14 protein-coding genes, 4 pseudogenes and 1 riboswitch are annotated in these 15,212 nt (G+C 62.7%); of the genes and pseudogenes, 17 read left to right on the top strand and 1 reads right to left on the bottom strand.

Going from position 1 to position 15,212, the window contains the following annotated elements; genetic code table 11:
• Positions 1-4 precede the first annotated feature (4 nt).
• Positions 5-159, top strand: a riboswitch (FMN riboswitch).
• A gap of 87 nt (positions 160-246) precedes the next feature.
• From pnuC to hisF, 9 genes and pseudogenes are all read left to right on the top strand, one after another.
• A pseudogene (gene pnuC / locus LDP01_RS00985) lies at positions 247-897 on the top strand (nicotinamide riboside transporter PnuC); the annotation flags it as partial.
• Positions 898-981: 84 nt separating this feature from the next.
• Complete coding sequence (ribD, locus tag LDP01_RS00990) at positions 982-2,073, top strand: bifunctional diaminohydroxyphosphoribosylaminopyrimidine deaminase/5-amino-6-(5-phosphoribosylamino)uracil reductase RibD (protein WP_224090953.1); 1,092 nt, start codon at positions 982-984, stop codon at positions 2,071-2,073.
• The gene (locus LDP01_RS00995) at positions 2,073-2,771 is read left to right on the top strand and encodes a riboflavin synthase (RefSeq protein WP_224089665.1); all 699 of its coding nucleotides are present in this window, start codon (positions 2,073-2,075) and stop codon (positions 2,769-2,771) included. The genes ribD and LDP01_RS00995 overlap by 1 nt, the downstream gene beginning before the upstream one ends.
• Complete coding sequence (gene ribB / locus LDP01_RS01000; RefSeq protein ID WP_224089666.1) at positions 2,768-3,463, top strand: 3,4-dihydroxy-2-butanone-4-phosphate synthase; 696 nt, start codon at positions 2,768-2,770, stop codon at positions 3,461-3,463. Before LDP01_RS00995 ends, ribB begins: the two co-directional genes overlap by 4 nt.
• Positions 3,460-4,165 (top strand): annotated as a pseudogene (gene ribA / locus LDP01_RS01005) (GTP cyclohydrolase II). Before ribB ends, ribA begins: the two are co-directional and overlap by 4 nt.
• Positions 4,166-4,183: 18 nt before the next feature.
• Positions 4,184-4,669 (top strand): 6,7-dimethyl-8-ribityllumazine synthase, encoded by a 486-nt coding sequence (ribH, locus tag LDP01_RS01010; protein WP_223948696.1) that lies wholly within the window; start codon positions 4,184-4,186, stop codon positions 4,667-4,669.
• Positions 4,670-4,800: 131 nt separating this feature from the next.
• Positions 4,801-5,064, top strand: coding sequence for a phosphoribosyl-ATP diphosphatase (locus LDP01_RS01015; RefSeq protein ID WP_018778638.1), 264 nt, complete (start codon positions 4,801-4,803; stop codon positions 5,062-5,064).
• A gap of 84 nt (positions 5,065-5,148) precedes the next feature.
• On the top strand, positions 5,149-6,009 hold the full coding sequence (gene hisG, locus LDP01_RS01020; RefSeq protein WP_224089667.1) for an ATP phosphoribosyltransferase: 861 nt from the start codon (positions 5,149-5,151) through the stop codon (positions 6,007-6,009).
• Positions 6,010-6,053: 44 nt separating this feature from the next.
• Positions 6,054-6,830: an imidazole glycerol phosphate synthase subunit HisF gene (gene hisF, locus LDP01_RS01025; protein ID WP_224089668.1), complete on the top strand. Its 777-nt coding sequence runs from the start codon at positions 6,054-6,056 to the stop codon at positions 6,828-6,830.
• Positions 6,831-6,914: 84 nt separating this feature from the next.
• On the opposite strand, the gene LDP01_RS01030 is transcribed toward hisF, so the two are convergent.
• The gene (locus LDP01_RS01030) at positions 6,915-7,559 is read right to left on the bottom strand and encodes a TIGR03085 family metal-binding protein (RefSeq protein WP_224090954.1); all 645 of its coding nucleotides are present in this window, start codon (positions 7,557-7,559) and stop codon (positions 6,915-6,917) included.
• An 89-nt stretch (positions 7,560-7,648) separates the two neighbouring features.
• On the opposite strand from LDP01_RS01030, the gene hisI reads away from it, so the two are divergent.
• From hisI to lgt, 8 genes and pseudogenes are all read left to right on the top strand, one after another.
• Positions 7,649-8,065 carry a phosphoribosyl-AMP cyclohydrolase gene (gene hisI, locus LDP01_RS01035; protein WP_224089670.1) on the top strand — a complete coding sequence of 139 codons (417 nt, stop codon included), beginning with the start codon at positions 7,649-7,651 and terminating at the stop codon, positions 8,063-8,065.
• 57 nt (positions 8,066-8,122) lie between these two features.
• Positions 8,123-9,707: pseudogene (locus LDP01_RS01040) on the top strand (anthranilate synthase component I).
• On the top strand, positions 9,704-10,306 hold the full coding sequence (locus LDP01_RS01045) for a Trp biosynthesis-associated membrane protein (protein WP_224089672.1): 603 nt from the start codon (positions 9,704-9,706) through the stop codon (positions 10,304-10,306). Before LDP01_RS01040 ends, LDP01_RS01045 begins: the two are co-directional and overlap by 4 nt.
• Before the next feature lie 131 nt (positions 10,307-10,437).
• A complete protein-coding gene (locus tag LDP01_RS01050; RefSeq protein WP_216923214.1) occupies positions 10,438-10,710 on the top strand; it encodes an HGxxPAAW family protein in 273 nt (90 codons plus the stop codon).
• Positions 10,711-10,712: 2 nt separating this feature from the next.
• The gene (gene trpC / locus LDP01_RS01055) at positions 10,713-11,531 is read left to right on the top strand and encodes an indole-3-glycerol phosphate synthase TrpC (protein ID WP_224089674.1); all 819 of its coding nucleotides are present in this window, start codon (positions 10,713-10,715) and stop codon (positions 11,529-11,531) included.
• Positions 11,532-11,644: 113 nt separating this feature from the next.
• Positions 11,645-13,021 (top strand): tryptophan synthase subunit beta, encoded by a 1,377-nt coding sequence (trpB, locus tag LDP01_RS01060; RefSeq protein ID WP_224089676.1) that lies wholly within the window; start codon positions 11,645-11,647, stop codon positions 13,019-13,021.
• Positions 13,021-13,834 (top strand): annotated as a pseudogene (trpA, locus tag LDP01_RS01065) (tryptophan synthase subunit alpha). Before trpB ends, trpA begins: the two are co-directional and overlap by 1 nt.
• A 23-nt stretch (positions 13,835-13,857) precedes the next feature.
• Positions 13,858-15,012, top strand: a complete 1,155-nt coding sequence (gene lgt / locus LDP01_RS01070) for a prolipoprotein diacylglyceryl transferase (RefSeq protein ID WP_224089678.1) — start codon at positions 13,858-13,860, stop codon at positions 15,010-15,012.
• Positions 15,013-15,212 lie beyond the last annotated feature (200 nt).

Here is a 15,212-nt window from a genome sequence, read left to right on the forward strand (position 1 = left end):
ACACATACGTGCTCCGGGGTCGGTGTAAGTCCGAACCGGCGGTTATAGTCCGCGACCCGCGCGCCTTGGGATCCAAGTCATTGGAATCCCGCTGGCAAACGGTTGAACCGGTGGAATTCCGGTACCGACAGTTAAAGTCTGGATGGGAGAAGCACGTACAGTCATGCTGTGTGCGTCCTTAGGGACGCCGCGCAGTGCGCTGTCGTACACCCCCGGAGCCATCGCGGCTTACTGGGAAGGAACGGCATGGACTTTCTGCGATGGCTCTTCGAAGCACAGATTCCCGTTGGAGGATCTGCGCTTGTTTTACGCGAAGTGCTTGGCAACATCTTTGGGCTCGCCAGCGCCCTCGGCGGAATGCGCCGCAAAGTCTGGGCGTGGCCTGTAGGCATTCTGGGAAATATCCTCCTGCTGACGGTCTTCCTCGGCAACGTTTTCGGCGCAGCCACCCCGTCAACCCTATGGGGACAGGCTGCACGGCAGATCATGTTCATAGCGGTGGCCGTCTACGGTTGGTACCGCTGGCAGCAAGGGCGGCAGGCCAGCAACCAGGGACGCGCAATCGTCCCGGGCTGGGCCAGTAACAAAGTCCGCATCGCCCTCCTTGGGGCAATGGTGGCCGGAACGGCCGCCCTGACACCCCTCTTCGACGCGCTGGGCTCCTACCCGCCCGTGTGGGCTGATGCCTGGACCTTCACAGGTTCCCTGCTGGCCACATACGGTATGGCCCGGGGATGGACCGAGTTCTGGCTCATCTGGGTGGCCGTTGACATAGTCGGCGTCCCGTTGCTCTTCAGCGCCGGGTACTACGCCAGTGCCGTCATGTATCTTTTCTACGGATTCTTTACGTTGACCGGTTTCTTCGTGTGGTGGCGGGCAGAGAAGCGCGAACGTGCCACGACCGTCACGGGCCCCTGCTGTAGTAGGAGTCGCTCCGTGACTCTGAACCCCAAACTCTTCAATGCCGCCGAAACTGCGGCTATGGATGTGGCCCTTGCAGCTGCCTTGGGCGGGCCGCGTGGAGCAAACCCGTTGGTGGGCGCCGTTGTGCTCAGCCCCGGGGGAGAACAGCTCGCCGTTGGCTACCATCGGGGAGCCGGCACAGCCCACGCCGAGGCAGATGCCATTCTTGAGGCACGCCGTCAGGGCGTGGATCTTGCAGGAACCACCATGGTGGTCACCCTGGAGCCCTGCAACCACGTGGGCCGCACCGGTCCCTGCGCACAGGCCATCATTGAGGCCGGGATCTCCAAGGTGATTTACGCCGTCGATGATCCCCACGATCCCGCCGCGGGCGGTGCCCGCACGCTGCAAGCGGCGGGAGTCGACGTCGAATCCGGCCTCGGCGCCGACAAGGCATTTGACCTCAATCGAGAATGGTTCGACGCCGTCGCAACCCAACGTCCGTTCGTCACCTTGCACATCGCCCAGACGCTGGACAGCCGCATCGCCGCAGTGGACGGTACCAGCCAATGGATCTCCAGTCCTGAGTCCCTCGCGGACAACCACGGATTGCGGGGCCTCATCGATGCAATCCTGGTGGGCACTGGCACGGTACTTATCGACAATCCACGTCTGACGGCACGGGCATCCGACGGCAGCCTGGCGCAGCGCCAGCCGCTCCGCGCCGTCATGGGTTTGCGGGACGTTCCCGAAGACGCTGCGGTACGCGGAACCGATGGCCGTTTCGTGCACCTGCAGACCAGGGATCCGGCGGAAGCGCTCAGCCAACTGTTCCACCAAGGCGTCAGGCACCTCATGGTGGAAGGCGGTTCCAGCATCCTCAGTACGTTCCTTGCTGCTGGATTGGTGGACGAACTGATCGTCTATCTTGCTCCAACCCTTTTGGGATCCGGAACGCCTGCGCTGAACGACCTCGGCATCACCACGCTGGCCGATGCCCAACACTGGGCCTGGGACGATGCCGGTGGCGGGGCGGTACAGACCCTCGGCAACGACCTCCGGCTGCATCTGCGGTCAATGAGATCAGCGGTCGCTACAGCAGCGGCCAGCACAACCAAGAATTCCATTCCGCGCAGTGAAGCTGCGGAATACGTCACAGGAGGACACTGATGTTTACCGGAATCGTTGCCGAACAGGGCACCGTCCTGGGTATTGACCGCGACGGCGATGCCAGCGCGACGTTGCGGCTGAAAGCCCCGACCAGCACCGAGGGCCTGGCCCTGGGAGGTTCCATCGCAGTCAACGGAGTCTGCCTCACCGCAACCCGGATTGACGGGCAGGATTTCAGCGTCGACGTCATGGGGGAGACCCTGGTCCGCACCACCATCGGCGAGTTGGCCGCGGGCGACACCGTGAACCTCGAGCGCTGCGTCCCTGCTGGCGGGCGTCTGGACGGCCATGTGGTCCAAGGACATGTTGACGGCGTGGGTGAGCTGCTGGAACGGGAGCCGCTGGGCAACTGGGATCGTTTGCGGTTTGGCGTCCCTGGGCCGCTGGCACGGTACATTGCCGAGAAGGGTTCGATCGCCGTCGACGGTGTTTCACTGACTGTAACGGCAGTGAGCGCGGCTGCTGAAGCGGCTCCGTGGTTCGAGGTAGGGCTCATTCCTACGACCTTGGAGGAGACAGGCCTGGGGGCCAAGCCGGTTGGCGCACGGGTAAACCTGGAAGTGGATGTACTCGCTAAATACACGGAGCGGCTCCTGTCCTTTGCTCCACAGGGCTCCCCGGCGCACCGCGCCAACGCAGAGACGGCCAGCGCGGAAACAGCCAGCGAGTCTGCCGAAAACCAGGAGGTTGCGCGATGAGCACGCCGACCAAGACGGTCTCGACGGCGTCGGGTCGTACAGGCCTGGATCCCGTGGAATCTGCAATCGCGGCGATGGCTGCCGGCCAGGCAGTCATCGTGGTGGACAACGAAGACCGCGAGAACGAAGGCGACATCATTTTCGCTGCCCAACATGCCACGCCCGCCCTCATGGGGTGGACCATCCGGTATTCATCGGGCGTCATTTGCGTTCCGCTTGAAGCGGAACGGGCGGACGACCTGGCGCTTCCGCCCATGGTGGCAGTCAATGAGGACGCCAAAGGCACCGCCTACACCGTTTCCTGCGATGCGGCGATCGGAGTGAGCACTGGTATTTCGGCCACGGACCGCGCATTGACGGCCCGGATCCTCGCCGACCCGCAGAGCACTCCGGCGGCGATTACACGCCCCGGGCATATTTTCCCGCTGCGGGCGGTTAAGGGGGGAGTGCGTGAACGTCCGGGACACACGGAAGCAGCCGTGGACCTGTGTCGGCTTGCCGGGCTTGCTCCGGTGGGCGTGATCGCTGAGTTGGTACATGACGATGGTGAAATGATGCGCCTGGACAGCTTGCGCGATTTCGCCGCCGAACACGGATGCCCCCTCATCTCCATTGAGGATCTGGTGGCATACGTTGACGCGGTAGAGTCCCAGACGGCACACGTTTCAGTGGCAGACGAGGAGAAGCGATGACCGCACCGACAACGCGCAGCAGCGACGACACCGAGCCCACGCCCCACCCGGTGAGCGGCGGCCCCATTGTCCAGCTGCCCACCGCCTTTGGTGACTTTGTAGCCCAGGGCCTGGACGGACCACGTTACGGGTGTGGAACACCTTGCCGTGAGTTCCCCCAACGCGCCCAAGGATGGCCAGGCGCCACTGGTGCGCCTGCATTCCGAATGCCTCACCGGTGACGTCTTCGGATCTTATCGTTGCGATTGCGGCGAGCAATTGGCGTTTGCCCTGGAGCTCATCCACGCTGAAGGTGGGACGCTGCTGTACTTGCGGGGCCAGGAAGGGCGAGGCATTGGCCTGGCCAACAAGATCAAGGCCTACGCTCTGCAAGAGGCCGGTTTCGATACGGTCGAGGCCAACGAACAGCTGGGATTGCCCGTAGACGCGCGCTCTTACAGCGCCGCGGGTCAGATCCTGGCCGAGATGGGCCTGCATGAAGTCCGTTTGCTCAGCAACAATCCGGACAAGCAAAACCGCCTGGCCCAGGCTGGCGTCTCGGTGGTGGAAATGGTTCCCACCGAGGTCCCTTCGCGTGAACAGAACGTTCGCTATTTGCAGACCAAGAAAGACCGGATGGATCACCGTCTGACGCTCGAAACCGAGCCCGTCGGCAACGGAAAGACCCCGTCCCGAAGCCCCTTTGACAACGAACAAGACTGAACGGAATTCCATCAAACAATGAGCGGACACGGCGCCCCCACTATCGACCTCACCACCCTCAAGCCCGAGGAAACCTCGCAGCTCAAGCTCGCCATTGTGGCAGCCAGCTGGCATACCCAGATCATGGATGGACTGGTTGATGGTGCCCTCCGCGCGGCGAAGGAAGCCGGCATCGCCGAGCCCACCCTGCTGCGCGTCCCTGGCAGCTTCGAACTCCCGGTTGCCGCGGCCCGGCTCGCACCGCATTTCGACGCCGTCGTGGCCCTCGGTGTTGTTATCCGCGGCGGGACGCCGCACTTCGAGTACGTATGCCAGGCCGCGACGTCGGGACTCACCGATGTCAGCGTCCGCACCGGCGTTCCTGTCGGGTTCGGCGTCCTGACCTGTGATACGGAACAGCAGGGCTTGGACCGCGCGGGCCTCCCGGGCTCCAATGAAGACAAGGGACACGAGGCAGTGACCGCGGCCCTTGCCACGGCGGTGACGCTGAAGCAGTACAGCTGACGCGGAAGCAGTCCAGCTGACACTGGTCAGCGGGCGTTGAAGGGGATGTGCGTGTGTCTTCACTCACATCCCCTTCGTCATGCAACGCCCCAACAAGCGGTGCCAGCCCCTAAGCAAGTAGTCTGTAGGGCGTGAAGAATTTCGAGACGCTGTTCGCAGAACTGAGTGAGAAAGCAGCGACCCGCCCGGCAGGCTCGCGCACGGTTGCCGAACTGGACTCCGGAATCCACGGCATCGGTAAGAAAGTGGTCGAAGAGGCCGCCGAAGTGTGGATGGCCGCCGAGTACGAATCCGATGAAGCTGCTGCCGAGGAAATCTCCCAGTTGCTGTACCACCTGCAGGTCCTCATGCTCGCCAAGGGCCTCAGCCTGGAAGACGTTTACAAGCATCTCTAGCCACGCCACTCCGTCTTCAATAGGCGGAGCCAGCTGCGTGGCCGAAGTGCCTGAAAACCTCCATTCCAAACAGAAAGTCTCCCCATGCTCCGTGTAGCAGTCCCCAACAAGGGATCCCTGTCAGAAGCCGCCTCTGCAATGTTGTCCGAGGCCGGCTACCGCCAGCGCCGCGACACCCGCGAATTGGTCATGGTTGATCCCGACAATGACATTGAGTTCTTCTTCCTGCGCCCCCGCGACATTGCGGTGTATGTGGGCCAGGGAACCCTGGACGTCGGAATCACCGGACGCGACCTCCTGCTGGACGCAAAGGTGGAAGCCGAAGAACTCCTTCCCTTGGGCTTTGCCCCTTCTACTTTCCGTTTCGCCGGCCCCGTAGGTGACTTTACCGGCGTCGAGCAGCTCGAAGGCAAGCGCCTTGCTACCAGTTACGACGGGCTCCTGCGCGACTATCTGGCGGATCGTGGCGTGAATGCCAAGGTGGTCCGACTGGACGGGGCCGTCGAGTCATCGGTGCGGCTCGGCGTCGCGGACGCCATTGCCGACGTGGTCGAGACGGGCAACACCCTCAAGGCAGCCGGCATGGAAATCTTCGGTGATCCCATTCTTAAGTCCGAGGCCGTGCTCATCAGGCGCACAGGTCCCGGTGGTGCCGCGAATGGCACCGCCAAGGAAATCGACGTCCTCATCCGCCGTCTGCAGGGCGTCCTTGTGGCGCGGCAGTACGTGTTGATGGACTACGACATCCGCAAGGACCTGGTGGAGGATGCTGCCGCACTCACCCCTGGCCTTGAATCACCCACCGTTTCCCCGTTGCGGGATTCCGAATGGGTGGCCGTGCGTTCGATGGTCCCCAAGAAGGAAACCAACCGCATCATGGACGAGCTGTACGATCTGGGCGCCCGCGCCATCCTGGTCAGCAGCATCCACGCCTGCCGTATCTGATCCAGCATCACCATCGAGCAGAGCAGAATTCTAGGAGTAAGCACATGGCTGTAGCCGTACGCGTCATTCCCTGCCTGGACGTCGATGCCGGCCGCGTGGTCAAAGGCGTCAACTTCGAGGGCTTGCGGGACGCCGGAGACCCGGTGGAACTGGCGCACCGTTATGACAATGGCGGTGCGGATGAACTGACGTTCCTGGATGTCACCGCATCATCGGGCAACCGCGAAACCACGTTCGATGTTGTTCGCCGCACGGCCGAGGAAGTCTTCATTCCGCTGACTGTGGGTGGCGGCGTCCGTGGCGTGGCCGAAGTCGATAAGCTCCTGCGCTTCGGCGCTGACAAGGCATCGATCAACACCGCCGCTGTGGCCCGGCCTGAGGTCATCGATGAAATCACGCGCCACTTCGGCTCCCAGGTCCTGGTGCTCTCCGTGGATGCGCGCCGGACCCGCGAAGGCGACGCCCCGACGTCGTCCGGTTTTGAAGTCACCACCCACGGTGGCAGGACCGGGACGGGAATCGACGCCATCGCCTGGGCCAAGGAAGCCGCGGACCGGGGCGTGGGAGAAATCCTGCTGAACTCGATTGACGCTGACGGCACCAAGGACGGATTTGACCTTGAACTGATCCGTCTTGTGCGCGGGGCAGTCAACATACCGATAATCGCCTCCGGTGGTGCCGGGAAGCCTGCGCATTTCCCCCCAGCCGTGCAAGCCGGAGCCGATGCGGTGCTGGCAGCTTCGGTGTTCCACTTCGGTCCGGATGACATGATCGCCCAAGTCAAAGCAGCAATTCGCGAGGCTGGCTTCGAAGTCAGGTAGCTCTATCGCCAAAAGCAACGCGGGGTCACTTCCGGCCCATCTCCGCAAGGATGATGGGCCCTAAGTGACCCCGCGTTGCTTGTCTTAAAGGCCGATATCTGCGGTTTGTAGAAGCGCGACGGCGTCCGGCTGGCCTTCAAAGGTGACGAGGGCCTGGCTGGTGCGGCCGTGGGCATGCATCAGCAGTTCCCCGGGTTCACCAACAATCGCAACCGACACCGGTGCGCGTTTGGCAACGTGCCGGGGGCCCGAGGGCCGCACCAGAACGATGCCGAGGTCCACACCGCGGTAAAGGAAAGCCGCCCGCTTGATCAGTTCATCCCACAAGGCATCCGAGTACGCTTCGTCGAGGGCCCTGGGCGCCCAGCGGTCACTTGCGCGGCGGATGTCCTCGGTGTGGACGAAATATTCGATGAGATTCGACGTTTCGTCCAGCGCCTTGATCTTCAAAGGGGAAAGGGCCGGCGGTCCTGCACGGAACGTCTTGACGAGTTCCGCGTAGTCGTCGGTGGTCTTGAGCTTGGCGGCAAGTTTGGCCGTCGCTTTGTCCGAAGCCTTGCCGAGGCTGGGGATCAGGAGCCCAATGCCCACGGCCGCTTTGCGCTCCCGCAGGTAGAGGTGCGCCGCAAGATCCCGGGTGAGCCACCCTTGGCAGAGCGTGGGGGAGTCAGGTCCGGCCGCCAGCAGGGTTTCGGCCAGTACTTCTCGGGAAGGATCGACGAAATGCATCACTTGTGAAACTAGCACGATCAGGGCAAGGTTGCGCAGTGGAACCGCCGCAGAATACGGCTCCCATCAAAGGCACTAGACTTGATCTGATGTCAGAGCAGTCCGCCCCCAGTCCAACTCCTGCCGTGGAGCTCTCCAGCGACCCCGCGGACACCCTGCCGCAGGAGATCGCCAGCGCCCTTAAGCGCGATTCCGCAGGCCTTGTAGCCGCCATCATCCAGCAGCACGATACCCATGAGGTCCTCATGCTGGGCTGGATGGATGACGAGGCACTTCGCCGCACCATGACCACGGGACGCGTGACCTTCTACTCGCGCTCCCGCCAGGAATACTGGCGCAAGGGCGACACTTCCGGGCACGTACAGTTCGTGAAGTCAGTCGCCCTTGACTGCGACGGCGATGCCCTCCTGGTCCGCGTTGACCAGATCGGCGCAGCCTGCCACACCGGTACCCGGACCTGCTTCGACGGGCGCGACTTTTCGGTTGTAACGGGCCACCGCGATTAAGGCATCCCCTAGTTTCCCTGACGCACCACCTAAGACCAAAGGCGGAGAACAATAGCCATGCAGGACCTTGGAATCATCAGCCCGGGCCTGGAAGAGTTCCGCGAACTCGCCGTCCACAGCCGTGTCATCCCTGTCCGACTCAAAGTCCTGGCCGACGCCGAGACCCCCATCGGCCTGTACCGTAAGCTCGCCAAGGGCCAGCCCGGTACTTTCCTCCTGGAGTCGGCAGCCGTTGGCGGGGCCTGGTCCCGCTATTCCTTCATTGGTGCCAAGTCCCGCGCCACCCTGACCACCAAGGATGGCCAGGCACACTGGATCGGTGAGCCACCGGTCGGCGTGCCCGTGGCAGGCAATCCGGTGGAGGCAGTCCGTGACACCATCGCCGCCCTGCAAACTGATCGTTTTGAAGGGCTGCCGCCCTTTACGTCAGGGCTCGTTGGGTTCCTGGGGTGGGAAGCCGTGCGCCATTGGGAGAAGCTGACGGCACCGCCGGAAGACGACCTGCAGCTGCCTGAGATGGCCCTGAACCTGGTCACAGACATGGCAGTGCACGACAACGTGGATGGCACTGTCCTCCTGATCGCCAACGCGATCAACTTCGACAACAGTTCCGAGCGTGTGGACGACGCATGGCACGACGCCGTGGCGCGGGTTAAAGCGCTACTGGACCAGGTCAGTACACCTGTCGCCCAGCCGGTTTCTGTGCTGGAGCCAGCCGCACTGGATTTTGCGTCGAGCGTGCAGGAACGCTGGGACGAGGCCAAGTACCTGGAAGCCATCGATCGCGGCAAGGAAGCGATCGTCGATGGCGAGGTCTTCCAGGTCGTCATTTCGCGTCGCTTCGAAATGGAGTGCAAGGCCGACCCCCTGGACGTTTACCGCGTACTGCGCAACACCAACCCGAGCCCCTACATGTACATCTTCAGCCTCGAGGATGCTGACGGCCGCGAGTACTCGATCGTAGGTTCCTCACCGGAGGCATTGGTGACGGTAACCGGCGGCGAAGTCATTACGCACCCCATCGCCGGATCGCGTCCGCGTGGCAAGACTGTTGAAGCCGACAAAGCCCTGGCCACGGAACTGCTGGCCGACCAGAAGGAGCGCGCCGAGCACCTTATGCTGGTTGACCTTTCACGCAACGACCTCTCCAAGGTGTGCGTGGCCGGCACGGTTGACGTCACCCAGTTCATGGAGGTGGAGCGGTTCAGCCACATCATGCACCTGGTGTCCACCGTGGTGGGAGAGTTGGCTCCCCACGCCAAGGGCCTACGACGTCCTCAAGGCAACTTTCCCCGCGGGCACGCTATCCGGAGCCCCGAAGCCGCGGGCGTTGCGCCTCCTGGACGAACTCGAACCGCACCGCCGTGGTATCTACGGTGGCGTGGTGGGCTACCTGGACTTCGCCGGTGACATGGACATGGCGATTGCCATCCGTTCTGCGTTGCTGCGGGAAGGCCGTGCCTACGTGCAAGCCGGCGGCGGGATCGTTGCCGATTCCCACAAGCCATCGGAAGCCCTTGAAACCGTGAACAAGGCCGCTGCGCCGCTTCGGGCCGTGCACACGGCCGGTTCTTTGCAGAACATTTCCGCCGAGACAGTCCGGGACGCAGGAATCGTCGACGGCGGGACGCCCGCCTCATGACCGCTGAAGCAACGGGACACGCGGCGACCACACCGCCGCGTTGGGCACGGAAGTCAACGCTTGTTCTTGCAACGGCACTCCTGGCACTGGCTGTCTTTGGAACCACCACGCAGACCTGGATCGAGGTCCGGCTTGATCCCACAGCTGCCTCCAACAGCGACCTTCACGTTCAGGGCAGCAAGGCAGCCACGGCCGTTACCGCTCTGGCGCTCGTAGCGCTTGCCGGTGGGTTGGCGGCTTCCATCGCGGGGCGGATCGCCCGCTGGATCATCGCGGCCCTCCTTGCCCTGTCCGCTGCCGGGATAATCCTGGCAGCCGCTACGGTCCTGTCGGATCCTCTCGGCGCTGCCCAGGGCTCCATCGCTGCGGCAACGGGCATTTCGGGAGGTCAGGCGAACGTGGCCACAACGGTCTTCCCCGTCCTGGCTATCGTGGCCGGTGCCCTGCTTGCCGTCTGTGCAGTGGTCTTGCCGCTGGCAGGACGGCATTGGAAAACCCGGACCAAGTACGACGTCGCTGCCGTCAAGGAACGCGGTAGCGGACCCGTGGACGAGATCGACAGCTGGGACAGTCTTTCCCGCGGCGAAGACCCAACGTAGGCGGTCCAGCAATCTTTCGGGCCGGTCTGGCGCAACATAAGCGCCGGCGCTGGTCCTGACGTCGGACGATGTCCCGGCCGCCGTCAATAAATGGCAGAATGTAAGCAGTATTCATCCTGAGGAGATTCCACATGAGCAAAACCACAGTGTCCGCAAACCAAGCTACCTCCACCATGGCCAGCCACGCTGATGCCATCGGCCACGGTAACAGCCCGGCTGCCTGGACCTGCGTGATTGTGATGCTGGTCGGCGCCCTGATTTCCTCCATTGCTTTCGTCATCGCCAGCACCCCGATCTTCATCGGTGGAGTTGTGGTCATGGTGGCCGGCCTCATCGTAGGTTGGGCCATGCGCAAGGCCGGCTACGGAGTGGGTGGCAGCAAGCTGCAGAACAACGGTCACTAATCGTGACCGTTCTTGACGACATCATCGTCGGCGTCAAGGAGGACATGGAGGCCCGCCGCCGGCTTGTGTCCCTCGTTGAGCTGAAGGACCGCGTTGCAGCCGCAGCACCCGCGCGTGACGCTTGGGCTGCCCTGGGTGGTCCCGCCTCGAATCGTGACGATCTCAAGGTCATCGCTGAAATCAAGCGTCGAAGCCCGTCCAAAGGCGACCTTGCACCCATTGATGACCCCGCCTCGCTTGCGGTGCAGTACGAAGATGGCGGAGCTTCGGTCATCAGCGTCCTTACCGAAAAGCGACGTTTTGGTGGATCGCTGGCGGATCTCGATGCCGTACGTGCCGCCGTCGATATTCCCTTGCTGCGCAAGGACTTCACGGTGGACGAGTACCAGATCTGGGAAGCCCGCGCCCATGGTGCGGACCTCATTCTGCTGATCGTTGCGGCCTTGTCTGATTCGGAGCTGGCCGACTTCAACGCCCTCAGCCATGAGCTTGGCATGAACGTGCTGGTGGAAACGCATACCGAAGAGGAAATTGAGCGTGCCGTCGCTGCGCAGGCCAAAATCATCGGTATCAACGTCCGCAACCTGAAGACGCTCGGCGTCGACCGCTCAGTTTTCGGTTCACTGGCCGGTTTGATTCCGGCTGAGGCAGTGATTGTGGCGGAGTCCGGCGTACGGACGGCCGAGGACGTCACACACTATGCCGCTAGTGGCGCCAACGCCATTTTGGTGGGGGAGGCGCTGGTCAGCGACTCAACCCCGCGCGAACGCATCACCGAATTCAAGGCAGCTGGAGCTGCCGCCATCGCCGTCAGGAACTGAGGCAGTACCTGAAGCAAGGCGACAGCCATGAGGCAGCCCGGGCTTGTGCCTGCGGCTGCCTTGTGGCACGTGGAACTACCCGATGAACTAACTGGAACAGGACGGTGAGACTGATGGTGGACGCGCCAACAGCCAGCTCGGAAGAGAATGCGGCCGACGCATTCCTGCAAGGTGGCCATTCGCTGCGCAACGCAAGCGGGCCGTACTTCGGCAACTACGGTGGCCGTTGGATGCCCGAGTCACTTATCGCCGCACTCGACGAAGTCCAGGACACGTTCGAGAAAGCGAAAGCCGATCCCGATTTCCTCGCGGAGTTGAAGGACCTCAACAAGAACTACTCCGGGCGCCCCTCGCTGCTGACAGAGGCCAAGCGCTTCTCGCGGCACGCCGGTGGAGCCAGGATTTTCCTCAAGCGTGAAGACCTCAACCACACGGGTTCCCACAAGATCAACAACGTCCTGGGACAAGCCCTCCTGGCCAAGCGCATGGGCAAGACCCGGGTCATTGCTGAAACCGGCGCAGGCCAGCACGGCGTTGCCAGTGCCACGGCAGCCGCCCTCCTTGGCTTGGAGTGCGTTGTCTACATGGGTGCCGAGGACTGCCGCCGCCAGGCTTTGAACGTTGCCCGCATGCAACTGCTCGGCGCCACCGTGGTTCCCGTGACCAACGGTTCGCAGACCCTCAAGGACGCCATCAACGACGCCCTGCGGGATTGGGTTTCCAACGTGGAGACCACCCACTACCTGTTGGGTACCGCTGCCGGAGCCCACCCGTTCCCTGCCATGGTCCGCTTCTTCCACGAAGTGATTGGCGAGGAAGCCCGCGCCCAGATCCTGGATCAGACCGGCAGGCTGCCCGACGCCATCTGTGCCTGCATTGGTGGTGGATCCAACGCCATCGGCCTGTTCCACAGCTTCCTTGACGACGCTTCCGTGAAGATCTACGGCTTTGAAGCCGGTGGCGATGGCGTTGAGACGGGGCGTCACGCCGCAGCAATCTCCCTGGGACGTCCCGGTGTGCTCCATGGTGCACGTTCGTACCTGATGCAGGACGAAGACGGCCAGACCATCGAATCCCACTCGATCTCTGCCGGACTTGACTACCCCAGCGTGGGACCCGAGCACTCGTACCTGGCGGACATCGGACGCGTGACGTACGAGGCCATCACAGACACCGAAGCCATGGACGCCTTCAGCCTCCTGTGCCGGACGGAGGGCATCATCCCGGCTATCGAGTCTGCGCACGCGCTTGCCGGTGCCATTAAAGTGGGCAAGCGCCTCACCGAGGGTAAAGAGGACCCGTCCGAGATCTCCGTGATCGTGAACCTGTCCGGACGCGGGGATAAGGACGTTGAAACAGCAGCGGCGTGGTTCAACATGCTGGACGAGGAAGGCCACGTCAAGGGCACCACGCTTTCTACCCGCAAGCCCAAGGGTCCTGCAGAGCGCACCTCCGAAGCAGCCGTGGACGTAAACGAGGACCAGAACTGATGACTGAACAATTCGCCAGCAAATCCGCTGCCGCCATCGACCGCGCCAAGGCCGAGGGCCGGGCGGCCCTTGTCGGATACCTTCCGGCAGGCTACCCCACGGTCCAGGACAGCATCGATGCCGGGATTGCCCTGGCACGGAACGGTGCGGACCTCATTGAGATCGGCATTCCCTACTCCGATCCCGTAATGGATGGGCCTGTAATCCAGGCTGCTACCACGGAAGCGATCAACAACGGTTTCCGCGTGGCCAATGTCTTCGACGTCGTTGCAGGGATCACAGCCGCTACTGACGCCGCCGTGTTGGTCATGACCTACTGGAACCCGGTCATGCGCATGGGCGTGGATGAGTTCTCCCGCCGCCTGGCTGAATCCGGCGGAGCCGGCCTTATTACTCCGGACCTTATTCCGGATGAGGCCAGTGAGTGGTTCGAGGCTTCGGACAAGTACGGACTGGACAGGGTCTTCCTGGTGGCCCCGTCATCCACGCCTGAACGCTTGGACATGACTGTCAAGGCCAGCCGCGGCTTCGTGTATGCCGTCTCCATCATGGGCGTGACCGGTACGCGCCAGTCTGTCAGCAGCACAGCCGAAGACGTCGTGGCGCGTGCCCACGCTGCAGGTGCAGAACGGGTTTGCGTTGGCCTCGGTGTTTCCAACCCGGACCATGTCCGTGAGATAGCTGAGTACGCGGACGGCGTGATCGTCGGCACCGCTCTCGTGGCGGCCCCTCCGCGACGGCGGCGTTGACGCTGTCGGCCAACTCACCAAGAACCTCAGCGCCGGCTTGGGCCGCGCAGCTGCAGACGCCTAGGAAAAAGGAAACAGCGAAGCCCAATGCAGACCGTCCTCCACGCAGCGGCAATGGTTCCACTAAGCATCCCGAGCCCATCGTGGTCCGGTTTCGACATTCCGCTGCCGTGGGGGACGCTGCGTATCCACGCGTACGCCCTCTGCATCCTGGCGGGAATCATCATCGGCCTGTGGCTGACGTCTTCCCGATGGAAGCGACGGGGAGCCCCGGAGGGCAGCCTGTGGGATATCGCTATTTGGGCGATTCCCTTCGGCATTATCGGTGGCCGCCTGTACCACGTGTTTTCGTCGCCGGATGCGTACTTCGGTCCTGGGTTCGACGGCACAGGTGACCTCTCCCTGATTCCGCAGATACAGCGGGGCGGCCTCGGTATTTGGGGTGCCGTGCTGCTTGGTGCCGTGGGCGCCTGGATCGGTTGCCGTCGGGCGGGCGTCAAGCTCACCGCGTTCCTGGATGCCGCAGCCCCCGGGTTGCTGCTTGCCCAGGCGATCGGACGTTGGGGCAACTGGTTCAACCAGGAACTCTTCGGCGCCCCCACTACATTGCCGTGGGGACTCCAGATTGACCCCGCCAACGCAAACTTCCCAGCGGGCATGCCGGCGGACACGCTCTTCCACCCGACGTTCCTCTATGAATTCCTGTGGAACATCCTGGGCGTTGCCATACTTCTTCTGCTGGACCGGAAGTTCCACTTCCGCCGGGGACGCCTGTTCTGGCTGTACGCGATGTATTACACACTTGGCCGGGTGTGGATCGAAGCTCTCAGGATTGACGATGCCGAGCAAATCAGCCTCTTTGGGATCACCACCAGGCTGAATGTATGGACGAGTATCTTCGTCTTCGTTGCGGCGCTGGTTATCCTCGTTGTTCTCGGCAGGGGAGGGCGGCCACAGCCGGACACCCCTTATTTGCCGGGTCGGGACCCGGAATCCACACCTGCCAAAGATGAGGCATCCGTGACGAGAGTCACCAGTCATGATGTGGACCCATCTGTCTCGGATAGTGGTTCCCGTGGTAATCTCCCAGATAACCAAAGCGATCCGGGCCACGTTGACGAGCCGCAGGATGCAGCAGGGGATTCCCTTAAGGACGGCACGTCCAAGGCGGAGTCCGAATCTGCTGCGACTGCCGCAAGGAAGGCCCCCGGATCCTCGCTGGAAGCTGACGACACCAAGTAGTCGTTTCCGGCAAAGGGGCAACAGAGTCACCGCTCGTAGGGCCCAGTCCACAGCGTCGTGGCACCCCGGAAACCGGATCGCAGCATACCGATGTTCACTGGTCAAGCCGGGGCCAGTGGTCTGCGTAACTGTTAGTTGCGCTTGATTGGCTGGCCTACAATTCCAATAACTAGCGCTTTGTTGTGCCCATCACAAGGGCA

The organism is Arthrobacter sp. StoSoilB13 (genome assembly GCF_019977255.1).
Taxonomy (GTDB): Bacteria; Actinomycetota; Actinomycetes; order Actinomycetales; family Micrococcaceae; genus Arthrobacter.